18 protein-coding genes are annotated in these 22,821 nt (G+C 40.1%); 6 read left to right on the plus strand and 12 right to left on the minus strand.

Annotated features, from left to right (window positions below):
- Nucleotides 1-17: 17 nt before the first annotated feature.
- Nucleotides 18-2,036 carry a TonB-dependent receptor domain-containing protein gene (locus BN2458_RS01925; RefSeq protein WP_081951492.1) on the plus strand — a complete coding sequence of 673 codons (2,019 nt, stop codon included), beginning with the start codon at nt 18-20 and terminating at the stop codon, nt 2,034-2,036.
- A gap of 64 nt (nt 2,037-2,100) precedes the next feature.
- Here the strand turns inward: BN2458_RS01925 and rny are convergent, their stop codons facing one another.
- Together rny and BN2458_RS01935 are read right to left on the minus strand one after the other, a co-directional pair.
- The gene (rny, locus tag BN2458_RS01930; RefSeq protein WP_034325603.1) at nt 2,101-3,657 is read right to left on the minus strand and encodes a ribonuclease Y; all 1,557 of its coding nucleotides are present in this window, start codon (nt 3,655-3,657) and stop codon (nt 2,101-2,103) included.
- Nucleotides 3,617-4,219: a 5-formyltetrahydrofolate cyclo-ligase gene (locus tag BN2458_RS01935; RefSeq protein ID WP_034325484.1), complete on the minus strand. Its 603-nt coding sequence runs from the start codon at nt 4,217-4,219 to the stop codon at nt 3,617-3,619. The genes rny and BN2458_RS01935 overlap by 41 nt, the downstream gene beginning before the upstream one ends.
- Nucleotides 4,220-4,277: 58 nt before the next feature.
- Here BN2458_RS01935 and BN2458_RS01940 point away from each other — a divergent pair, with 58 nt between their 5' ends.
- From BN2458_RS01940 to BN2458_RS01955, 4 genes are read left to right on the plus strand one after another with little or no spacing between them, the layout of a single operon-like run.
- Nucleotides 4,278-4,958, plus strand: coding sequence for a hypothetical protein (locus BN2458_RS01940; RefSeq protein WP_231944820.1), 681 nt, complete (start codon nt 4,278-4,280; stop codon nt 4,956-4,958).
- The gene (gene ftsY / locus BN2458_RS01945) at nt 4,955-5,830 is read left to right on the plus strand and encodes a signal recognition particle-docking protein FtsY (protein ID WP_034343477.1); all 876 of its coding nucleotides are present in this window, start codon (nt 4,955-4,957) and stop codon (nt 5,828-5,830) included. Before BN2458_RS01940 ends, ftsY begins: the two co-directional genes overlap by 4 nt.
- 2 nt (nt 5,831-5,832) lie before the next feature.
- Complete coding sequence (gene radA / locus BN2458_RS01950) at nt 5,833-7,170, plus strand: DNA repair protein RadA (RefSeq protein WP_034325487.1); 1,338 nt, start codon at nt 5,833-5,835, stop codon at nt 7,168-7,170.
- A 57-nt stretch (nt 7,171-7,227) separates the two neighbouring features.
- On the plus strand, nt 7,228-8,160 hold the full coding sequence (locus BN2458_RS01955) for a hypothetical protein (protein WP_138109621.1): 933 nt from the start codon (nt 7,228-7,230) through the stop codon (nt 8,158-8,160).
- A 68-nt stretch (nt 8,161-8,228) separates the two neighbouring features.
- On the opposite strand, the gene BN2458_RS01960 is transcribed toward BN2458_RS01955, so the two are convergent.
- Nucleotides 8,229-8,690 carry a DUF4156 domain-containing protein gene (locus BN2458_RS01960; RefSeq protein WP_034325490.1) on the minus strand — a complete coding sequence of 154 codons (462 nt, stop codon included), beginning with the start codon at nt 8,688-8,690 and terminating at the stop codon, nt 8,229-8,231.
- Nucleotides 8,687-8,833, minus strand: coding sequence for a hypothetical protein (locus tag BN2458_RS09825; RefSeq protein WP_156407272.1), 147 nt, complete (start codon nt 8,831-8,833; stop codon nt 8,687-8,689). The genes BN2458_RS01960 and BN2458_RS09825 overlap by 4 nt, the downstream gene beginning before the upstream one ends.
- Before the next feature lie 104 nt (nt 8,834-8,937).
- Here BN2458_RS09825 and BN2458_RS09660 point away from each other — a divergent pair, with 104 nt between their 5' ends.
- The gene (locus BN2458_RS09660) at nt 8,938-9,177 is read left to right on the plus strand and encodes a helix-turn-helix domain-containing protein (protein ID WP_081951491.1); all 240 of its coding nucleotides are present in this window, start codon (nt 8,938-8,940) and stop codon (nt 9,175-9,177) included.
- 560 nt (nt 9,178-9,737) lie between these two features.
- On the opposite strand, the gene BN2458_RS01970 is transcribed toward BN2458_RS09660, so the two are convergent.
- The 8 genes from BN2458_RS01970 to BN2458_RS02005 form a co-directional block, all read right to left on the minus strand.
- On the minus strand, nt 9,738-10,568 hold the full coding sequence (locus BN2458_RS01970; protein WP_034325494.1) for a cysteine ABC transporter substrate-binding protein: 831 nt from the start codon (nt 10,566-10,568) through the stop codon (nt 9,738-9,740).
- 67 nt (nt 10,569-10,635) lie between these two features.
- Nucleotides 10,636-11,565 carry an acetyl-CoA carboxylase carboxyl transferase subunit alpha gene (accA, locus tag BN2458_RS01975; protein ID WP_034325496.1) on the minus strand — a complete coding sequence of 310 codons (930 nt, stop codon included), beginning with the start codon at nt 11,563-11,565 and terminating at the stop codon, nt 10,636-10,638.
- 13 nt (nt 11,566-11,578) lie between these two features.
- Nucleotides 11,579-12,814, minus strand: coding sequence for a beta-ketoacyl-ACP synthase II (locus BN2458_RS01980; RefSeq protein ID WP_034325497.1), 1,236 nt, complete (start codon nt 12,812-12,814; stop codon nt 11,579-11,581).
- Nucleotides 12,815-12,904: 90 nt separating this feature from the next.
- Complete coding sequence (gene acpP, locus BN2458_RS01985; protein WP_034343474.1) at nt 12,905-13,138, minus strand: acyl carrier protein; 234 nt, start codon at nt 13,136-13,138, stop codon at nt 12,905-12,907.
- 72 nt (nt 13,139-13,210) lie between these two features.
- Entirely contained in the window at nt 13,211-13,954 is a 744-nt protein-coding gene (gene fabG / locus BN2458_RS01990; protein ID WP_034325500.1) for a 3-oxoacyl-ACP reductase FabG, read from the minus strand.
- 45 nt (nt 13,955-13,999) lie between these two features.
- Nucleotides 14,000-16,318 carry a penicillin-binding protein 1C gene (gene pbpC, locus BN2458_RS01995; protein ID WP_231944821.1) on the minus strand — a complete coding sequence of 773 codons (2,319 nt, stop codon included), beginning with the start codon at nt 16,316-16,318 and terminating at the stop codon, nt 14,000-14,002.
- Nucleotides 16,308-21,764: an alpha-2-macroglobulin family protein gene (locus BN2458_RS02000; RefSeq protein WP_081951490.1), complete on the minus strand. Its 5,457-nt coding sequence runs from the start codon at nt 21,762-21,764 to the stop codon at nt 16,308-16,310. The genes pbpC and BN2458_RS02000 overlap by 11 nt, the downstream gene beginning before the upstream one ends.
- Nucleotides 21,765-21,838: 74 nt before the next feature.
- On the minus strand, nt 21,839-22,744 hold the full coding sequence (locus tag BN2458_RS02005) for an RluA family pseudouridine synthase (protein WP_034325502.1): 906 nt from the start codon (nt 22,742-22,744) through the stop codon (nt 21,839-21,841).
- Between the last annotated feature and the right edge of the window lie 77 nt (nt 22,745-22,821).

Consider the following 22,821-nt stretch of genomic DNA (forward strand, 5'->3'; position numbering starts at 1 on the left):
TTTAGAGGAGGGCTTTTATGGATTTGTTAAGATGTAAGTGGTTGTATGTTTGTGGGATATTTCTAGCACAAAGCACTTTGTATGCAGAGGAAGAAAATAAGGAGCTAAAAAGACGCATTCTTCCCACATCAGTTGTAACAGCCACATATTCTAAGGACATCTTAGATTCTCCTTTAAATGTAGATATGTATGGTAACGATACACCATTGCATTCAGGTGATGTGGCTAAATCTATGCTCTTGTTTCCGGGATTTTCAATGACGCGCAAAGGTGGTGGCGGAAGTGAAATACTTTACCGCTCACAAGGTGCTTCAAGGTTGCCGATTTTTATAAGTGGTGGGAATCTTAATGGTGCTTGTGGCGGGCGTATGGATACAACAATCACTTATATTTTTCCCGAAAATTATAATCGCATCAGTATATTAAAAGGTCCTCAAGATGTGCGATATGGCGCACTTATAAGCGGTGGTTTGTTGTTTGAACGCGACATACTCAGGCTTGAGAAGGGAAGTTTTAATGTTGATGCAAGTGCAATGTATGGGAGCTTTAATCGCTTTGATATGAATATAAATGCTTTAGCTGGGGGAAAGTATGGTTCTTTACAGGCGATAGTTTCACATTATGAATCTGCAGATTATCGCGCTGGAGATAATACAATCGTGCATTCGGCTTATAATAGAGAATCTGCAAGTGTTATAGGCACACTTACGCCTACTTCAAGCACAGCGATTGAGTTTGATATTGATGTGGGGCGAGGCTGGGCTTCTTACGCAGATAGGGCAATGGACGCGCGGACATTTGATAGAATCTCCTATAATCTTGCCTTAGAGCAGCATATTAATGATACTTTTGATAGGCTTGATGTGCGACTTTGGCATAATGCTATAGACCATATTATGGATAATTTTTCACATCGCCCACCACAAGTGCTAAATGGGAATCTTTACAATATCAGCAATCCCAAACGCACCAATACAGGCGGTAGGGTAGAGGGGAGATTCTATTTTGGTGAGAGTGTGGAGCTGTATGTAGGGAGTAATTATAACCACGATTCGCACGAGATTCGCAATGGTGGAGGGCAAACGGAATCTGTAGCAAATGCTATACTCAATCAAAAATATAATCCAAACTTTACTTTCAAAAATCTAGGGTTTTTCACACAAGGGCAATATCATTCACAATCAAACTTTGGCATAGCCTTTGGTGCAAGATATGATTATTTAACAACAGAGCGAAAACAACGAGGAACAACACAACAAGCAGCAGAGGATAAAAATAATCTCGCAAGTGCTTTTGTGCGATATGAGCATTATTTGGATAAATCCACATTCTATGCAGGATTAGGTGTAGCGCAGAGAGGAGCAGACTTTTGGGAAGTAAGTAAGACAGGAGGAATGGCTCTCAAACCTGAAACAAATGCTCAACTTGATATAGGGCTTACCTATCAAGATAATGTGCTTAAGGGTAAGATTTCAGCCTATGCTTCGCATATTGCAAATTATATCGTGCTAGATTACAATCCAAGCAATCCAAGTGCTTTTAATACAAATGCTATGCTTATGGGTGGAGAGATAGAGGCAGAAGCTATTACTTGGGAGGTTTTGCATTTTTATGCCTCTCTTGCTTATACTTATGGTTTAAATCTAAGCAGCCAACAAGGCTTACAATCTCATTCACCACTTCCACAAGTCGCTCCACTTCAGGCTCAAGTATCTAGCTTTTATGAGAATGGTAATTGGCTTTTGCGCCTTGATATGATAGCAAATGCGGCACAACATCGCTATGCCCTGAATTATGGTAATGTGATAGGGCGCGATTATGGCAATTCTAAGGGTTTTGCACTTTTGAATCTGTATGGTGGCTATAAGAGTAAATATTTTATGCTTCTTGCAGGAGTGGATAATCTCACAAATACGCTCTATGCGTATCATTTGTCTAAAAATGGCGTAAATATTGGCGCATTAAATATCGCTCCCACACAGAGAGTGTATGAGCCCGGACGCAGCTTTTGGGTGAAAGTCCGCGTGAAGTTTTAGAATCTAAGACTTACAAATTATAGAATCTAATGCCTACTTTTTAGATTCTATAATACACGCGAGTTTATCTCGCATATTCCACCGCGCGGGTTTCGCGTATCACACTTACCTTGATTTCACCCGGATATTGCAGGGTGGATTCTATATCTTTAGCTATATCTCGTGCGAGAACGATACTTTGCTCATCATTGACAAGTTCTGCGCGTGTAATCACTCGCACTTCGCGCCCTGCGTTAATGGCATAGGCTTGTTTCACACCTACTTTATCCATAGCTATGCGTTCAATATCTTGCATTCTTTTTAAGAAATTTTCCACCGCATCTCTTCGTGCGCCCGGACGAGCGGCAGATAGCGCATCAGCAGCACATACCGCGGCGCATTCTATACTTTGAATCTCCTCATAGCCGTGATGGGCTTTGATAGCGTTGATAACAACAGGGTGTTCCTTGTATCGTGTGCATACTTCAGCACCTAGCTCCACGTGATTGCCACTTAGTTCTTGTGTGAGTGCTTTGCCAATATCGTGCAAGATTCCCGCGCGTCTAGCAAGTTTTTCATCACCACCTAGCTCACCGGCGATAATAGCGGCGAGTTTCGCCACTTCGATAGAATGCCCGAGCGCATTTTGTCCAAACGATGCACGATAGCGCATTTTGCCAAGCAAGAATTTTAGCTCTGGGTGCATATAGCCAAGCTCCATATCAATCGCAATATCCTCGCCGTCTTGCTGAATCTGCTCGTTCATTTCGTTTTTCACACGCTCATACATTTCCTCGATTCGTGCGGGTTGAATCCGCCCATCCTCCACGAGTCGTTCTATGGTCTTTGTCGCAATGGCACGGCGATAGAGATTAAAACTACTCAAAATAATGCTACCGGGCGTATCATCAATAATCACATCTACGCCGCTAATAAGCTCTAGGGCTTTGATGTTTCGCCCCTCTTTACCGATAATCCGCCCTTTTAGCTCATCGCTAGGTAGATTCACTACATTGATGAGTCGTTCATTTGCAAATTCCCCTGCATAGCGCGTGGTCGCTTGAGCTAGGATATAGTTTGCCTTTCTCTTTGCCTCTTGGTGCGCCTCTCTCTCGTATTGGCGGATAAGGTGCGCTCTTTGTTCGCATAACTCCTCCTCGAGATGAGCGAGTAAAATATCTTTTGCTTCATTTTTACTCATTTGCGTATATTTTGAGAGAATTTGTAGCATCTCCTTTTTGCTCTGCATCGTTTCGTTTTTAAGCTTATCAAGTTCCGCCTGTGAGCGCAATACCTTTGTCTTTAGCTCACTGACTTCCTTGCTCTGTTTATCTAGCTCTGCTTTTTGCGCATTGAGCTGATTGATTTTTGATTGCTCGAGTTTGTCAAGTTTAGCTAACTTACAATCATACTCTCGTGCTAATTCTGCACATTCTTGCTTGTAGCTTTGCTTGAGATGAAGTTCCTCTTCTTTCATCGCTAGATGATGATTTTGGAGCATTTTTTGCGTCTCGTATTCAATCGCCTTTGCTTTTGCCTTAGCTTGTTCTACCACGACTTGAGCGTGAGAGTTGCATACCTTTCTTGTAATGATATATACACTAATCCCTACCAATAATCCAAAGATTATACTTCCTATCACATACCATATTTCCATTGTGTTTCCTTATACACAAAGCCGATGGTGTATAAAAATAGTCTCCCTGCACATCATAATCTTGTGTTATGACATCTAGTACATAGTTTGCGCTTCGTGCTACAAAAATGATTTGAATCTTATCTTTGAGAGCAGATATAAATCTATCATACATACCCCTCCCAAAACCTATTCGCCTAAAAAGTTTATCAATACCCAAAACAGGGATAATCACAACATCAACTTTGATTAAATTGAAATGAGAATTATTTGATTCATAAATACCAAAAGCATTTTTATGCAATGGTAGGCGCAATGGTATCATTTTAAAGCTAAATTCTTGTATAAAAGGAATAAAAACACGATATTTTCTCTGTCGCAAAGTAGCAATAAGAGGCATAATATCTACTTCATTGCCAAAAGGCATATATACAAGCACATTTTTGCACTTATGCCGTGCTAAATGTGCAAATAGTGCTTTGCTTAGCTTTTTGTGTGCAAACGGATTGTGGCTTTTGCAGTATTTTAATCGTGTTTTTGCGTGGATTCTAAAATCTTGTTTGGTAATTGTTAATCCTTTTTTTAGATATAATGATACCTAAACATAGCATAAATGGAGTGATTTAATGAAAGCTATTTGTGGCACTTTTGTGGGTTTTGCGAAGTTTTTTGTCATTTTTGTGCTTCTAGGCACGATATTTCAAGCGTGTAGCGATGATGGGGAGCGCGAGAAAGATGTCTTTGGCTTTGAGGGCGGCAGTAAGGACAAGATTTTAACCATTGAAGTGGTAAATACACAAAATGAATCCTTGCGTTTTAAGACAAATGAAGATCAAAGCATTTTTAAAAGCTCTGTTGCGCGTCCAACACTCCTTTTTTTTCTCTCCAAAACTTGTCAAGAGTGTCAAGATGAGCTTTTGCATATTCTTGATTTACATAATAGATACCAAGAATTTATCTCCATAATTGCCATTAGCCCAAAAGATGAATTGGTGTATTTGCAAGAGGAAATTGACAGAGTAAATCCTCGATTCAAGCTTTATGCACCCATAGACAATAAGAATCTGCTCCATTTCCTAGACAAAGATGAAAAGCATAGCTATATCTCACTCTATGACAAGCAAGGCGAAAAGGTGATTGACTATGTTGGGCTTGTGCCAGAAGAAATGGTAGAGATTGATATAAGGTATCAGATTCAAGACCAGCTTGATGCGAAGGCTCAATATGAGTTGCAAACTCTCACGCCAGAGTCGCAAGAAGTCGATGAACAAGATTTAAGTCAGGTAGATTCACAAAACGCACAATGATAGCTTCTCTTACTAAAACTTTACAAAAAACCACGCACAATATTGCGGCTCTGCTTAGCTCAAAAAATAATAAATACACCAAAGAGCAGATTGAGGAGATTCTCATAGAATGCGATGTGGAGTATGGTATTGTAGAATCTGTGCTTGATAATATCCCCTCATATGTTTCGCGTGAGGCACTAGAAAAGGAACTTTTGGCTCTGCTTGAGCTAAATTCCGAATCCGCACAGGATTTAGAGAAAACAAAACCGCTTGTAACGCTTATTGTGGGCGTGAATGGCGCGGGTAAGACAACTACCATTGCTAAACTTGCCAAACGTGCACAAGAGCAGGGCAAAAAGGTGATGTTAGCCGCAGGAGATACATTTCGAGCTGCCGCAATCGACCAGATTAAGCTATGGGGTGAGCGACTAAATATCCCTGTGATTAGCACACAGCATATGCACGACCCGGGTGCGGTGGCTTTTGATAGTATTAGTGCTGCAAAGGCGCGCGGGATTGATGAACTATATATTGATACCGCAGGGAGATTACATAATCATACTAACCTCAATAACGAGCTTGCAAAAATCGTGCGCGTAAGTAAAAAGGCATTGGGCGATATGCCTTTGCGTAGTTACCTCGTGCTTGATGGCACACAGGGGAGTTCGGCAATTAATCAAGCGCGTGTATTTTCGCAGATTTTGCCATTTAGCGGCATTATCATCACTAAGCTTGATGGTACAAGTAAGGGTGGGGCGATTTTTAGTATAGTGAGTGAGCTGAAGATTCCTGTGTGTTATATTGGTGTGGGCGAAAAGGCAGAGGATTTGAGCGAATTTAATGCGAAAGAATATGTCAAAGTCATACTCGATAGCATTTTTGAGGGATAGAATTGGCAAAAAAGCACACGATTTTTGAATGTCAATTTTGTGGGTGGCAGAGTGCAAAATGGCTTGGTAAATGCAGTAGTTGTGGGAGTTGGGACGCATTAGTCGAGCTTAAAGAAGAGCAAATTAGTGCTAAAAAACAGCCGCTTAACTCTAATATCAAAGCCACTCCTATTACGCAAGTGCATTTAGAGGAAATTACGCATTTTAGCTCCTGTGAAGAGGAGTTTGACATTGTGCTAGGTGGAGGCATTGTACCGGGTGGTTTATATCTTATCGGTGGTAGTCCGGGCGTGGGGAAATCCACACTGCTGCTAAAAATCGCGGGGAATCTCGCTACAAAGGCGCATAAACGCGTTTTATATGTGAGCGGTGAGGAGAGCGCAGGGCAGATTAAAATGCGTGCTTCTAGGCTTAATGCGATGAGCGAAGAGCTATTTTTGCTGAATGAAATTGATTTAAATATCATCACCAATGCCATAAATGAGCAGCCTTATAGCCTGTGCGTGATAGATTCTATACAGACAATTTATTCTCCGGAGATTACTTCCGCACCCGGTTCTATTTCGCAAGTGAGAGAAGTAACTTTTGCACTTATGCGTCTTGCCAAAGAGCGCAATATTAGCATTTTTATCATCGGGCATATCACAAAAGAGGGCGCGATTGCAGGACCTCGAATCCTAGAGCATATGGTGGATTGTGTGCTGTATTTTGAAGGCGACCCAAGTAAAGAGCTAAGAATGTTAAGGGGATTCAAAAATCGCTTTGGTAGCACAAGCGAAATAGGGATTTTTGAGATGAAAGAAAATGGCTTGGTGAGCGCTAAAAATGCTTCACAACTTTTTTTCACACAAAAGAGTGCGCAGGCAGGGAGCGCCATAGCAGTGGTTTTGGAGGGCTCTCGCGCATTAGTCATAGAAATTCAAGCCTTAGTGAGTGAATCAGGCTATCCTAGACGCTCTTGCACCGGCTTTGATAGTAATCGCTTAAATATGCTTCTCGCCCTGCTGGAGCGCAAACTCGAGATTCCATTGGGGCGATATGATGTGTTTGTCAATGTCGTGGGCGGGATTAGAATCAACGAGACAAGCGCAGATTTGGCAGTTATTGCAAGTATTATTTCAAGCTTCCGCAATCGTCCGCTTAATGCTAAAACTGCCTTTGTGGGCGAGGTTTCACTCGTGGGTGATATACGCGAGGTGAGTAATATCGATGTGCGTTTAAAGGAGCTTTCTAGCTATGGATTCCAAAAAGTAATCCTCGCTCAAAAACCGAGTAATCCACCCGCTGGACTGAAATGTTTTGAAGCAAATGAGGTGAGTAAAATTTTAGAATGGATGTAGGTTTTTGCTGATAATGCCGATTTATGAATATCCTTAAAATTTATACAAAGGATTCTAATGTCTCATATATCTACTTTGTTTTTCTCTCATACAAAGTCTTTTCTTTGTTGTCTATCGTCCATATATTTTGTAGGACGCAGTGCAATATACATTATGCTTTTAAGCTTTATCGTGCTTTTTATCGCTTCTTGTGCTGGGGCTTCACAATATTCACAGGGAGAATCTGCTACAAAGGAGGTTTTAGCAGAAAATGCCACAGACAATATTACGGAAGCAGACAAAAGCAATATTAAAGAGGATTTTATGTCTATTGCTCCCTATGCTAAGGAGGGCTATTATTATCAGGTTGCTGCATATAGAGGCGAAATGTCGCAGGATATTCTCGCACAGATTGAAAAGTATCCTTATATAGTCTATGTGAGTGAGCAAGACTCTAAACCAATGTATCACTATCTTATCGGTGCGTATGATACAATAGAATCTATGAGTGTAGATAAAAAAGCGATTTATACACTTACAAAAAACACGCATATCCAAAAAAATATGAAGCCTGTTGTATGTTATGTGAATAAAAATAATGAACTTGCAGGAGTGCGTCCAAATGGCACTTTAAGCTCGAGTGTGATAATGGCTACTGAAGTGAGATTTGGTAAGATTGCAAGTGCGATGCAAGAAAGTGAGATTTATAAAGATGATGAGGCGGGTGCATTAGCAAATGCAATAAATACAGATGAAATGCAAGAAGATAAGATTTTAGTCAATGCAGAAACAACAGATGAGGCTTACTTAGCTGCTCAAGCGCAGGATTCGCAGAACCTACAAGAACTACAAGAAAATGTTGCTCTTGTCCTCACGCAAGATACAAATTTTAATGATGAGAGATGTGCGAGTGTGTGTGCGGCGCAAAATAGCGAATATTATATGATAAGGGAAAAGAGAAGAAATCAAGGCAGAAGGGATAATTTTGTCTTATTGCCACCGAGTAAGTAGCTTGTTTGTAGAGAATGATTTAAAAACACCCTCTCAAGCATATGAGAGGATATGAGTGTTTTTATTACCTACTTTTCGCCGCAGTCAAATATATCAGCGTGGATTCTATGTGAAGCGAGTGAGCCTTGAATCGCATTAGAAGGTAAGCCATCATTACATTTAACTACTTTTCTAATTAGTTGTCTGTTTTCTTGCACTAAAGCATTGCATAGCACTTCTTCTTTATCAATTTTTAACATAATGCGTTTGTTTTCACCAACCACATTTCCTGCTTCATTTTTTAAATCGTTGATTGCCCCTTCACGCAAAGTTTCTCTTGTTGCTCCTTGTGTGCCTTGAGTGTCGTCTTTTCCCTCAACTTCACCTAGAGCTTTGCAATTATAAGGTGTAGATTTTGCAACCGTGATACCTTTGCCTTGTGCTTCCAATGCCTTGGGTTTAAACATCGGTAATTGTGGTTCAGGGTCAGCACAACCAAAAATGAGGAATGAAACTCCTATGCCTATTCCTAGCGATACAAGCTTTTTCATTTCTTTGCTCTTTGATTAGGATTAAGCTGTTTGCCACGATTCCCTTGATTCTGTGCGTGTTGTTGGTTTTGTCCGCTTGTGCCTTTATTTGCATTTTGCATATTTGCCGCATTATCTGCTGGTTTCATCTTTTTGTCAGCCACTTCTGCTCCTTTTTAATAAAATACTCTATTATAGTAGAGTGAAATAAGATTATAAACAAACTAAACTTAAGAAAATCTATAATGATAGAGTTTAAAGGGAGTTTGTGATACATCATTTTAGTAAAGAAGAAATTGAAAATTTCCATAGGCAAATTGCCAAGAATGTCGCACAAATACGCAAAGAAAAAGGTTTATCGCAGTTAGAGTTAAGCCTAGAGATAGGCTATAAGTCAGTTTCGCTTGTAGCTGGAGCAGAGGCTGGATATAAAAACATTCATTTTAACTTAGAGCATTTATATAAAATCGCTAAAGTCTTAGAGATTGATATAAAAGAATTATTATAAAATCCACTCACAAATCGCGGATAGCAGGATTTTGCAGATTTGCAGACAATAGCAAGAATATCAAAGAATTCTTGGTGCTTAATGAAGAAAATATTGCTATTGAAGTTATTTCTAATACACAATTTGAATCTTAAACCTGTTTCTAAAGATACGAAGAGATTTGCGAGAGTGAGCATATGTATATAAGAGAAAAGCAGGAAAACAAGGCAAGATAATTTTATCTCTTTGCGTGAGCTAGATTCTATTTTTGGGTGTGAAAGGAGATTTTTAAAATCAAGTGGTGTAAAAACACAATCAAAAACATATTGGCAATTTTGGAATCCTTTAGTTTTTTTATAAGAGGGGCGGAGGATAAAAATATGCAAGTGTGGGTTAGATTCTTACAAAATGAGCGCAAAAATATTCTCCTTTATGTCACGTAGAATATATTGCTTTACCCCTAACACTAGAGTTGCTGATGTTGCGTTGATTTTATGAGATTTCAATGCCACTTTTATTTGAGGCTCATAGAATGGGCGAATCTTTAAAATCTTGGCAGATTCTAAAGATTATTTACGGATCTACTCGTATGATAAAATAACAGAATCCATTTTTTCTTCGCCAAAAATGGGTGCAAGAGTCGCCATATACGCTTCTTTCATAAAGCCATTTTTTGTGAGGGTATCGATTTCATTATCAAGCCACGTCTTGAGTGCTTCATTTCCTTTTTTTACAGCAGGAGCAATGACATCTTCATCGCCTAGTGTAGCAATCCCTACGGCAAAGCCATCATTTTCCATAGCCCACGCGAGCACTAATGTGTTGTCGTGCGCTAACGCATCGCCTCTGCCGTCCTTTAAAGCAAGAAATGCTTCAGTATTTTGCTCATATTTTAGCAATTCAATCTCTGGATAATTTTTGCTAAAAAATGTATCAGCAGTCGTGCCCTTATTGACTATAAGTTTTTTACCCTTTAGTTCATCAACATTTGTGATATTGCCATTTGGAGATACCACGCCTAGAGCCACTTTCATATATGGCTTTGCAAAATCTACCACTGCTTCGCGTTCGGGTGTTTGTGTAAAGTTTGCCATAATGATATCAACCTTATTCGAGCGCAAAAACTCCACGCGTGAAGCTGCCTCTGTGAATACAAACTCTATTTTGTTTTCATCGCCTAATAAGTCCTGTGCTATACGTTTTGAGATAAATACATCAAAGCCGTCATTTTTGCCATTTTCATTCACAAAGCCAAAAGGGGGTTTGTCGCTAAAAACACCAATACGCACAATGCCTTTTTGCTTGATTTGTTCGAGTATATCTTGTGTGTTTGATTCTGTGCCATTATTGCTACACGCGCTAAAGAATACTATAAAAGCTAAGCCTACAAATGTCAAAAGCCATTTTTTCATTTTCGTTCTCCTTAAAAATAGTTGAACAAGCATACAAACACATAGTTATTGTTTGAGTTATGCTTGGTTATTGCCCAAAAGCTCCATATGCTATAATCTTTTGGTAACGTTTGCTGAGGTAATTATCATCTTGTGAAATTTCTTCAAGTGCTTTGAGAAAGTAAGATTCAATCATTTTTGCAGCACTTTCTTTATCTCTGTGTGCGCCAATAGATGGCTCATCAATCACATCATCGATAAGCCCATATTTTTTGAGCTCTACAGGGGTAATTTTGAGGGCTTTCGTGGCAGATTCTATTTTTGCTGGATCATTCCACAATATAGCGGCACAGCCCTCTGGTGAGATAACGCTAAATACAGAATACTGCATCATAGCAAGTCTATCAGCTACTGCGATAGCCAAAGCCCCTCCACTACCACCTTCGCCTATAACAACGGCAATCGTTGGAGTTTTAAGCTTAGCAAATTCTTGCAGATTCCTAGCAATTGCCTCACTTTGTCCGCGCTCTTCCGCACCCAACCCGGGATACGCACCCTGTGTATCGACAAGCATAAGGATAGGAATATGGAATTTTTCAGCTAGTTTCGCCGCTCGTAAAGCTTTGCGATAACCCTCTGGGCTTGGCATACCGAAATTTCTCACGAGTTTATTCTTTGTGCCTCGTCCCTTTTCCTCGCCAATGACTACCGCAGTCTGTCCACCTATTTTCCCTAAAAAGCATACAATCGCCTTATCATCTTTAAAATGCCTATCACCACTTATTTCATAAGAATCTTTACAAATAAGCTCAATATAATCCATAGCATAGGGACGGTCAGGGTGGCGTGCGAGCTGTAATTTTTGATAATCACTTATGTTGCTATACACATTGCGAACTTCTTTTTCAAGCTCTTTTTCAAGAATCAGCTTTGCATCGTCATCGCCACGCATAAGCGCAGATTCTATATCATCTTGCAGGTTTTTAATCTTTTGCTCAAAGTCTAGATAAGTAGCCATTCCCACACCTAATTTAGGCTTTGCCAAATATTACCACGCCATTCGTGCCACCGAAGCCAAACGAATTGCTCATAACCACATTGACTTTAGCCTCACGCGCGGTATTAGGGATGTAATCAAGGTCACATTCAGGATCCGGATATTCCTGATTGATGGTTGGTGGAAGTATGCTGTTTTGCATTGCCATAATGGAGATAATTGCCTCAATAGCACCAGCAGCACCCAAACAATGTCCAATCTGCCCTTTTGTAGAACTTACAGGTGGGACTTTATCTTTTCCACCAAAGGCAGCTTTAAGTGCCATTGTTTCATAAAGGTCATTGTATGCAGTGCTTGTGCCGTGCGCATTGACATAATCCACCTGAGTATTTGCCATTGAGAGAGCGGCTTTCATCGCACGTAACGCACCTTCTCCCTGTGGGGCTGGAGTAGTGATGTGATTTGCATCGCCACTCTCGCCAAAGCCTATGAGTTTAGCATAAATTTTTGCACCACGCTTTTTGGCACTCTCATAGTCTTCAAGCACCAATGCTCCGGCTCCCTCGCCCATTACAAAGCCATTGCGCTCTTTATCAAAAGGACGAGAGGCTTTGAGTGGTTCATCATTCCTATCACTTAGTGCTTTCATTGCCGCAAAGCCACCAATTCCCACAGGACAGATAGCAGATTCAGCACCAACGACTAGCATAGCATCTGCGCCACCAAGCATAATAGTCTTTGCTGCCTCGCTAATAGCGTGAGTTCCTGCTGCACACGCAGTAACACTCGCAAGATTTGGACCTTTTAGCGCGTATTGTATGGAGATAAAGCCACCTAGCATATTCACAAGCGCAGAGGGGATAAAGAATGGATTAATGCGTCTAGGACCTTTTTGTTCGCAAGTAATTGAGTTTCTCTCGATGTTGCCAAGCCCACCAATACCCGCGGCAGAACTTATGCCAAATCTATCGCCAAGCATAGAATCTGCCATACCATTTTGAAGCAAACCACTTTCATTCATTGCCTCTTGCGCCGCTTTTAGCCCAAGCTGTATAAATCTATCAGCCTTTTTGACTTCGCGTGGGTCGAGGACTTCTTCAGGGTTAAAATTTGTAATCTCACCAGCAATTTTGACGGGAAAATTCTCTACATCAAAGCAAGAAATACGTTTAATGCCGCATTTGCCTTCAATGATTGCCTTAAATGATTCTTCTTTGTTTAGTCCTAGTGCATTCACCATTCCTAAACCGGTTACTACGACTTGACGCATATACCATTCCTTTGTGTTTATGAGGTTGCGCTGAAGAATCTACCATACAAGCATATATGAGGTTCTTTGATAAATGGTAGATTCTAATTGTTATTTTGCTTTATCAATATAATCAACAACATCTTTAACGGTTTTGATTTTCTCCGCATCTTCATCAGGAATTTCGATTGAGAATTTTTCCTCCAATGCCATAACAAGCTCTACAACATCAAGTGAATCTGCATTCAAATCCTCAATAAAGCGAGATTCTAACTTCACTTCATTTGCATCAACGCTTAATTGCTCTACAACTACTGACTTTACACTTTCAAATGTGCTACTCATTGTGTTCTCCTTAGATTTAAACTTTAAAAGCCGAAATTATATCAAAAATTTGTTAAATGGCAAGTTGCTCTACTACATATATAGCCCACCATTAACTTTTAGCACTTCGCCAGTAATGTAGCTTGATTGATTTGAGAGCAAAAATGCCACAGCTTCAGCCACATCACTTGCTTCCCCAAAACGCGCTAATGGGATATTTTTCATATAGCTCTCCACAATTTCAGGTTTTAGCTCATCTGTCATATCACTTTTTATGAATCCGGGCGTGATGCAGTTAAAGCGGATATTGCGCGGTGCGCCTTCATACGCAAAAGATTTACTCATCGCAATCATTCCACCCTTACTTGCTGCATAGTTTGACTGCCCCATATTGCCGCGCTCACCAATTACTGAAGCAATATTGACTACACTACCAAATCTTTGCTTACCCATTATTTTGAGTGCTTCTCTACAACCAATGAAACAAGACTTGAGGTTTGCATCAATTACACTTTCAAAGTCTCCTATACTCATACGCAAAGCAAGTTTATCATTTGTGATACCTGCATTATTGACGAGATAGTCTAGCTTGCCATCACTTTCAATGATGACCTTTAGCGCACTTACAAACTCTTCCTCCACACTTGCGTCAAATTTAATCACAGCCGCCTTGCCACCGCTAGATTCTATTTCCTTTTGCAGATTATCTGCAAGCTCTGGCTTTGAGCGATAGTTTATCCACACCTTTAATCCATACCCTGCTAATGTCTTAGCGATTTGCGCCCCAATGCCCTTACTTGCTCCTGTAATTAGCACATTGCTTCCTTGAAATTTCATCTGCTCTCCTTAAATTTTTTGTGAATCTTAGCCTATTTTGGTAACTTAATCTTTTATATAAAAACTCACGCTATCCATACTGCCGTCCTCACCCACGATTGTGAGATGATAATCCCCCGGAGATAAGCGCGTCTTAAAGGAGGATTGTGCGGAGCTATGGACAAGCTTTTTATTAAGATACCACGAAATGGGTTGATTCTTGATATTGCTAATATTAATAATGAGCTCTTTATCGCCATCTAAGTCCTTTGCCTGCAATATTTTAAGTCCTTGCGTGGGGTAGAGAATCTGCACACTTTTTTTATGTCTTTGGATATGCTTATCAATTTGTATGTTCTGAATCTTGTAGTAGTTGAGCACACTAAGGGGAAGCTTGATGATGAGTTTTGGGGTAGATTCTAAAAAATGACTATCGTGTGAATCTACCTCCTTGTCCCCATACATAAAGGCTTTGTGGTAGAATGGCGAACGTTCTAGGGGTTTTGCGTGAATAGGGTAAAGAATACTTTTTTGTGAATCTTCTTTTTCGAGCAGATTTTTATACTCATCATCGAGCCTATATCCGCTAAATTTATCCACCTCTATATATTCTAACTCCTCCGTGGGAAGCTCGAAGTTGATATTATTGTCTGGCAAAGCGGAGAGAATCTCAAAAAGCAGAGTTCCCGCAGTTTTCACACCTAAAATATTTGGATTTGGTTTGGCATCAAAATTCCCCACCCACGCAACAATAGTATATTTCGGGCTTACACCTGCAGCCCACGCATCTTTTCTGCCATAGCTTGTTCCGCTTTTCCACGAAAATACCATTTTCTCTTTGTGAAAGTCGAGGATTCCCTCGCGCTCTAGCTCTTTTAGTGTTTGCAAGGTAAGATAAGCACTTCCTTTTGTAAGAAATCTTTGCATAGGTTTTGGCTGTGTATTTGCTAAGAATCTTAGCTCCCCAAATACGCCATAGTTACCAAGCCCACGATAAAGTCTTGCGATTTGAAGCATATTTATCTCTTTTGAGCCAAGTATAAAGGACAGGCCATATTGATGTGGATTGCTCGCTGGCAAATGCGCCATATCTTGCAAGGTAAAGAAAAATTTTTCATAGCCATATTCTTGCAAAAGCTTTACAAAAGGCACATTGAGTGATTTTTGCAGGGCATATTCTGCTGCGACTAATCCTTTGTAGGTTTTTGTCGCATTTTGTGGCTTGAAATTAGCAAAGTAGAGTGGCACATCGGTCAAAAGGCTTTGTGGCGCAATGAGTCCATTATCAATGCTAAGGGCATACAAAAAAGGTTTAAGTAGTGAGCCCGGAGAGCGCAACGCACGCACACCATCTATTTGTCCATAATTTTGTATATCTAAAAAATCCTGCGAGCCTACATAGCTTAGAATCTCGCCGCTTTGTGTATCCACAACAAGTGCGGCAATGTTTAAAATCCCCTGCGGATAGAGTTTTTTATGATATTGCTTGATGACAGATTCTGCACGTATTTGGAGATTTTTATCAATCGTAGTATGAATATTGTAAGCCTTTTGTGTGCGTGCTAAATGCACACTGAGGTGCGGCGCGATATTACGATAGGCTGTCTTTGTCTGTGGTAGTGGTTCTTTGAGAGCAAGGGAAAGTATTGTTTCATCAAAATATCCCTTTTTGTGTAATTTTAAAAGTAAGGTATCACGCTTTTGTTGTAGGATTTGTGTGTTTTTATTAAGATTGAGTAGTCCCGGTGCGTTTGGAAGCACGGCTAAAAGAGCAGATTCTGCCCAAGTGAGCGCATTAGAATCTTTATGAAAATATAAAAGTGCAGCTGAATGATAGCCCACGATATTACCACCATAGGGCGCATTATTGAGATACATATTGAGAATCTCATCTTTGCTATATGCGCTTTCGAGCGCAAGTGTTTGAAAAATCTCATTAAATTTATTTGCAAATGTACGTGGTGCGTTGGTGTAGAGCTTTACTACCTGCATACTAATCGTGCTTCCACCCATTCTTTTGTGTGAAGTGAGATTATTTTTTGCACTGCGCAAAAGCGCGAAAATATCAATCCCACAATGTTGATAAAAGCGTCTGTCTTCATAATTGAGCACAGCAACGCGAAGTTTGTGTGGTGGCGCGTGAGGCAGCTTTAAATGCCATTGTTCTTGTTTGTTTAAAAACACACTAAGGAGTGTGCCATTTCTATCAAAAACACTTTTGCTATAAACAGATTCAAATAAATCTTTTTTCAAACCCTCTTTTGTCTTAAGCGTATCATAAAAGCTTACAAACACGCCTAAGCCGTAAAAGAAAAGTAGCACAGCACCAGTCGCGCAGAGAATAAGCGGTATTTTGGCACGAGCAAAAATCGCGCTATCTCTCACGAGAGCTTACCACAACGGGCATAGAGCTTGTATTGGCAAGGAAGCTATTATCATACATCGCCTCTGCAGTAGCTGGTGGGAGGATATATTCTCCGGGTGTAATGGCATTAATTTTCACAAACATCACTTTGCTATTGCCGTGGTAGTCCATAAACCACATTATCTTATCATCTCGTATATCAGTGTAGGTAATGCCACTATTTGTTACAAATTTTGGTAAAATCACATCGTCTCTTAGCCTTGTGTTTTCTATCTCCCAGCCGCTAGGCAGATTCTGTGTAATGGCGACATTATTTACCCTTACACGCTCACTTGCATTGCTTAGGGTGAGTTTCATATAGAATGTGCTAGAAGATGGTATGTTGCTTACATCGATAGGATTGCCACTTTCATCTAAGAAGCTTCGAGCAAGTGCGATTTTTTGCGATTTTGCTTGAATATCTTTCTCTAATAAAATGCCGTCCCATACTTGATTGATATAGAGCGGGAAGGCGTTGTTTGAGCTAAGTTTGCCCTCAATCGCGTCAAATGGGATTTTTATAGAATCTGCTCCCTTATCCGCCTTGAAGTTTTTGCCATTGAAATTTACATCAATTATGTTATTGCCCTTATCCTCGCTCGCAGGCATTGTGCTAGAGAGTGCAAGGAGCGAGTAACCAAGTGTTTGTGTCGAATACCAATTATCACTTTCGAGTTTTTGGATAAGAAGTGATAGTGCCTCTTTGTGCGGTGCGCCATAAATCTCCGTGTAGGCACGCAAAATCATCGCATTATCGCGCAAAGATGAGCCATAGCTATATATGTAGTAGCTCTCATCTCGCTCTTTGGTTATTGTGGGGAGATTCTTTGTGATTTTTTCAGCGATTGATTGCATTCCTGCGAGTTTGTATGCTGCACCCAAAAGCCACTTGTTGCTTACATCTATATTAAGACTATCAAGATTTTCGTATATCGCATTTAGCAAACCAATTTGTGGCTCACCCGCGAGTGAAAGCAAGTAGAGTGCATAGATAGCCGTTTTAGGATCTTCTGTATTTTTGGCAAGGTTCTTTTGGTAGGAAATCCAATTTTTTAGCACATTGTCCGCTACATAATAGCCATTTGCCTTAGCAAGAAGTAGGAAATGCCCTGCATATGCGCTACCCCACGGATTAGAGCGTGTTTCTCCCTGCCAATATGAGAAACCGCCATCACTTGTTTGGAATCTTCCTATGCGCTCAATTCCTGCGTTAATGTTTCGCACAATTTCTTGCTTGTCGATAAAATTACTTTTGCTCAGTTTGTTTAAGAAAAGCTGCGGCATAACGCTTGAAGTCGTTTGCTCGATACAGCCATAAGGATAGCGGATAAGCCATTTGAGGCGATTATCAATGCTTAAAATCGGGCTTTGGCTCACAATCACATAACTATCGCTTGAGCCGATAATAGAATTTTTTGGATTTTCTAGTGTGAGTGAATCTTTAGGTTTAAGCGTGAATTTCTGGCTCAAAGTCGTGTAAGGGTTGTTTGGCAAAATATCAATCTCGCTTTTTTGGTTTAGCTTAAAGTCCTTGCTTGATAGACTTATATCGATGAAATCCTGCCCGATATGATTCTCACTCGCTTGTGCGTTGATATACACATTTTGGGATTTTTTGTCATCAAACTGCAAAGTAATTTGATTTTTATCAAATGCGATTTTATCGCCACTTTTGAGATTTAAAGTAACCTTGCCTACCTTTTCTTGTGTTGGCAACACTTCAATAGCAAGGGTGAATTTATCGCCATTTTTGAGGCTACGCGGTATAGTGGGTAGCATAGCCACAGGTGCGCTTACTTGCATATTTTGTGAAGCTCCGCCATAGGCTTTTTCATCAACCGCTACTGCCATAATCCGCACACTCCCCATATATGAGGGCATTGTGTAGGTAAATTTTGCCTTGCCCTTATCATCACTCATTATGGGTTTGGCATAAAATGCCACAGGTTTAAATCTTTGGGCTTGATTCAAATCTTTGCGCTTTGCACCAGCTTTAAACATCGCCTCACCGCCGACTTTTAAAACTTGATGAATCTTATCTATATTGTGCCCAATAATCATATCGTAGTTATCAAAATTCAGCAGTGAAAGGGCTAGTTTTTTGTAGAAATATACCCACGGATTTGGCGAAGAAAAATCTGTCAAATCAAGCAGCCCCTCATCAACAATCGCGAGTGTGTAAGCGACTTTTTTCTTTTCTTTGTTTGAGAGATTCACGACAAAATTATCATTGGGGCGGATTGACTTAGGCGCGTCAATATCAATAGTAATTTTAGAATCTGCATTTTCCACCATAAGCGGTATAATGCCATAAAGTCGCTGTGAGCGGTCATTATTAATACTATTATAATCTTGCAGTAGATGCACACTCACATACACATTGGGTGCATAGGCTTTTTTAAGCGGTAGCTCAAACTGCGTTTGCCCATCTTTTGTATCGACAAAGAATCGCTCAAATACCTTATCTGCACCGATAATATTCACAAGTGCTTTAGAATCTTTGATGCTTTCAAAAGTAACAACTGCCTTTTCATCGCTTAAGTAATGTGTCTTGTTTGAACTCATTTTAAGGGCTGTGATTTTTGGCTCAAGGTTTGGCTCACCATATTCACTCGCATAGAGTGAGAGCGCACTCTTTGTGCCATTTGTTAAGTCTTGCACTTCGATAAAGAGCTCCCCGCTTTGATTTGGGGTAAATGTTAAAACAACAGGTTCTGCCTTTGAAGTGAGGTTACCCTCTTGCAAAACCCTTGTGTATTTACTGCTTTTTATCGAGCGCACAAACTCATCATAGCTGCTATAATCCCACCACCACGATTGATTTGAATGATAAATTGTATATTTGAGTTTGCGATTAACTAAAGGCTTTTGCGTATCACTTGAAAGCACGATAATTGGCAAATGAATCTCTTTATCCGCACTCACATAGCGACTTTCTGGCTTTTTAATCCCAACAAAAGCATCAAAAAGCATAATATCCACAGCCTTTGCATTTTGGACTTGACGCCCACCACTTTCGATGACCTTTGCACTCAAGATAGCGCGGAGGTTTCTGCTCGCCTTTTCTATGAAATCGTCAATATCAATTTCTATATTTTTCTTGCCATTTTCATCGAGTTTGCCCTCAAAGTCATCATAAAAATCATTTAGGCTTTGATGTGAGGTAAAGACATAGTCTTTATACGCAGGTGCGTAAAAATTTACTTCTTTAACAAGCAAATCTATATTGTATTTGAGATTGCTCGCTGGCGCACCAAAGAGATATTTTGATTGCAGAGTAAAATTAAGCTCATCTACCGTGCTTATTTTGTCCGGAGATGCTATTTCTACCTTTATGCGATTTGGCACGACATTTTCTACCGAGATTTTATGCCAAAAACTGCTTCCACCAACTTTTGCTTCAAGCTCATAAATGCCACTTGGGGCGTTAGATTCTGTTGTAAATGTATATGAAAACAATCCAAAAAGCTGTTCTTTTAGGCTTAGATTCTCTATGATTTTTTTGCCCTGTGGTGAGGTAATGCTAATGTGTATTGGGTGGGTAATCGGTTTAGAATCTGCTCGTGCAAGGATATTTATATGCGCACTTTCGCCCGGGCGATACACGCCTCTATCGGTGTAGATATATGCCCTTGTGTTCCCATCAAGCACCTCTCCAGCAACATCAAAGCCCTCTGTGCTTACAGGATTCTTAAGGCGCAGAATCGTATTGTCATCATCTTTATTCGCGTCAAGATACATAATTTTAGAGGATTCATTAAATGTGGCAATGCCTTGTGAATCTGTGCTTATGCTCTGCAGGGTTTGATTTTTCCGACTAATGGCATTGATTTGCACCGAGGAGAGTGGCTTATTACTTACCATATCAAGTGCCATTACTTCGAGTTTATCATCGCCACTTTGCTGGGCGATGAGGGCGATATTTGAAAAAATCAAATGCTTTTGTATGGTTGCCTTATCAAAAAACTGACTTTTGCGCCACGATGAAGTTCCCTCTGGAAATTCATACATCATATCTTCTTCTTTAAAGCCAAGTTCGATGATGAAAATGCCCTTTTTGTCCTTAAGTGCGGATAAATCTATCTCGCTTTGAAGCCATTGATTTTGCTCGGCTTCAAGCTCAAAATCTTGCTTAAGCACTTCATCACCCAAACGCTCAAAATCCGCGTAAATACCCCTATCGCTATACTCATCATCATAGTAGTGATCATCGCGTGAGTAGTTGTTGTATTGTGTTTCGCCGATGAGATTTTGTCTGTAAAGATATGCGGTGATGTTGTTTGGGTAGATTTTGCTTATCTTTAGTCTTACTTTTTTGATATTCATACTCTTAAAAGCGATTTTGTGTGCGGCATTGCTTGGGAGGAAAATACCCTGTTGTGAAAAGGCTATTGCTGGGGTGATTTGATGAAAAAATATCGAATCTTCTTTGGCAGTTTGCATACGCGCTTTATCCACGCCTACCAAGCCTTCTTTAATGCGGATTTTGTAGTTTTTAGAGAGACTAAAAGGCGCGTCAATTCGCACGACATTGCCGCTTTGAGAGAATTTTGCCTTAATGTCTGGCTCAATGCTAATAAAATTCTCCAAATGTGTATTTTGAGCAAGATATGAAGAAAAAGCCACTTCGATATATGGTGTCTCTGTGCTTATAGCCCTTATGCCCACCACTTCTAGATTCCCCACGCTCTGTATGTATCGCGCTACCTTGTCTTCTTTGAGCCCAAAATATTTAGCCTTGATGGTTAAGGTATAGGCTTTATCCTCCTGTATAGGTAGCTCATCACTTTTAATAAAAAGTGCCTTTGGTGCGGCTTGTAGTGTGAATCCCACATCTGCGCCTTTATCATCTTGCAAAGTAATGGCTTTTGCTATCTCTTTTTTATCATTAGATTCAATAGCCTGTAAAAGTGCGCTCATATCGAATCTTTGTGAAAATTCGACACTTGTGCGGAAGCTCAAGCTTTGACTAGCATTGTATGTAGGCTCAAATGGCAAAATATCCGCCTCCGTCAAATTAGTCCGCACATCAAGGGAGAGAGAATCTTTAATAAGTGTGTTTTCAAGTTTTGCAAGATTCACATTGAATGTGTATTTTGTGTTTGGTTTGAGCGTGGCAAGAGGAAAGATGAGTATTTCATAAGTGGAGCGATATACATAAGTCGCATCAACACCTTTGCCATTAATCTTTATGATATCATCACTCGCTTTTACCTCATAAATCTTACTCGCATTAAATGTTTCTTCGCTAACGATTGGGTTTTCAAAAGTAATTCTAATATTATCATCTTGCTCGGTGGAGATATTTTGCGTATAAGAGCTGACTGATTTATTATCCGCACACGCGCTTATAAAAAATACTAAAAACACGCACAACAGCAAAGCAACACTTATTTTATTGTTTGTTCTTGTTTTTATAGTATTCATAGCTATCTCTTTCAACGGCAGGATTTGCAAAATCTAAATTTCTTGATTGTATCAAAAATTCCATAAACACAAACTTAAAAATATGCTTCAAAATGTGGCGCGAAGTCAAAATGGAGTTTGCTTGTGAAGCGATATTCTTGCTCTCTAAAACAAAAGTGCAAAGAATGTGCATTGAGGCATAAATAGGGTGCGCCGAAGTATTGCTCATACTCGGCTAGATGTTTGTTGTCTAAATACATTCTGCTATATTTCTCATCTGCCCCATATAGCGGGTCGCCTAGGATTCTATGTCCTATATAGGCGCAATGAGCGCGGATTTGGTGGGTTCTGCCTGTGAGTGGTAGGGCATTAATAAGTGTAGAATCTGTTTGTGCGTGATAAAAAATAGGGCGCACAAGTGTGCGAGATTCTTTGCCATTTTTACATATAATACTTTTGATACATAAATCCCCACCCTTATGCTTTTGCGTGGCGAGTGGCTTGTCAATGAGTATCTCCTGTGTGAGATTCCCCTCCACGATAGCATAATAACTTTTGTGAATCTGCCGCTGCTGCATTAGCATTTTGAGTTCTTTTTCGCTTACAGGATTTAGGGCGCATAGCAATAAGCCGCTAGTTTGCCTATCAAGACGATGAATGATATTTGCATTTTTGCCAAAGCGCGATTTGAGTGCGTCATTAAGTGAGTAGTGAAAATATCTGCCTTTGGGGTGGCTTAGGAGGTTGTGTGGCTTGTCATACACGCAAAAATCTGCATTGGAAAACAAAGGTTCTAAGTTAATATCACGGGCTTCAAACTCGTTTAGTTCGACTTTACCACAAATAATTTCAGCCTTTGATACTGCGCGTCCATTTTGCCTTAAATAGCCCTTGTCTATGGCTCTTTGGGCAGCTTGTATGCTGTATTGTTTGTGGCGCATAAGGAATAAAAACGCTGCTATGGGTGTGCTAATCTCGTATTCACGCGTGATAAAGGGCATTTATAATCCTTTGAAACAATAGGCGTTTTAGAATCTACTTAAAGAATCTCATAGAGAATCCGCACATTGCACTAAGG

Source organism: Helicobacter typhlonius (assembly GCF_001460635.1).
Lineage (GTDB): Bacteria > Campylobacterota > Campylobacteria > Campylobacterales > Helicobacteraceae > Helicobacter_C > Helicobacter_C typhlonius.

Excerpts from the sequence above, each read along its gene's own strand:
- acpP (WP_034343474.1), bottom strand. The coding sequence starts at position 13,138 with ATGAGTAGCACATTTGAAAGTGTAAAGTCAGTAGTTGTAGAGCAATTA.
- BN2458_RS01970 (WP_034325494.1), bottom strand. The coding sequence starts at position 10,568 with ATGAAAAAATGGCTTTTGACATTTGTAGGCTTAGCTTTTATAGTATTC.
- BN2458_RS02005 (WP_034325502.1), bottom strand. The coding sequence starts at position 22,744 with ATGCCCTTTATCACGCGTGAATACGAGATTAGCACACCCATAGCAGCG.
- BN2458_RS01940 (WP_231944820.1), top strand. The coding sequence starts at position 4,278 with ATGAAAGCTATTTGTGGCACTTTTGTGGGTTTTGCGAAGTTTTTTGTC.
- fabG (WP_034325500.1), bottom strand. The coding sequence starts at position 13,954 with ATGAAATTTCAAGGAAGCAATGTGCTAATTACAGGAGCAAGTAAGGGC.
- BN2458_RS02000 (WP_081951490.1), bottom strand. The coding sequence starts at position 21,764 with ATGAATACTATAAAAACAAGAACAAACAATAAAATAAGTGTTGCTTTG.
- BN2458_RS01925 (WP_081951492.1), top strand. The coding sequence starts at position 18 with ATGGATTTGTTAAGATGTAAGTGGTTGTATGTTTGTGGGATATTTCTA.
- BN2458_RS01980 (WP_034325497.1), bottom strand. The coding sequence starts at position 12,814 with ATGCGTCAAGTCGTAGTAACCGGTTTAGGAATGGTGAATGCACTAGGA.
- BN2458_RS01960 (WP_034325490.1), bottom strand. The coding sequence starts at position 8,690 with ATGAAAAAGCTTGTATCGCTAGGAATAGGCATAGGAGTTTCATTCCTC.
- BN2458_RS01955 (WP_138109621.1), top strand. The coding sequence starts at position 7,228 with ATGTCTCATATATCTACTTTGTTTTTCTCTCATACAAAGTCTTTTCTT.
- ftsY (WP_034343477.1), top strand. The coding sequence starts at position 4,955 with ATGATAGCTTCTCTTACTAAAACTTTACAAAAAACCACGCACAATATT.
- accA (WP_034325496.1), bottom strand. The coding sequence starts at position 11,565 with ATGGCTACTTATCTAGACTTTGAGCAAAAGATTAAAAACCTGCAAGAT.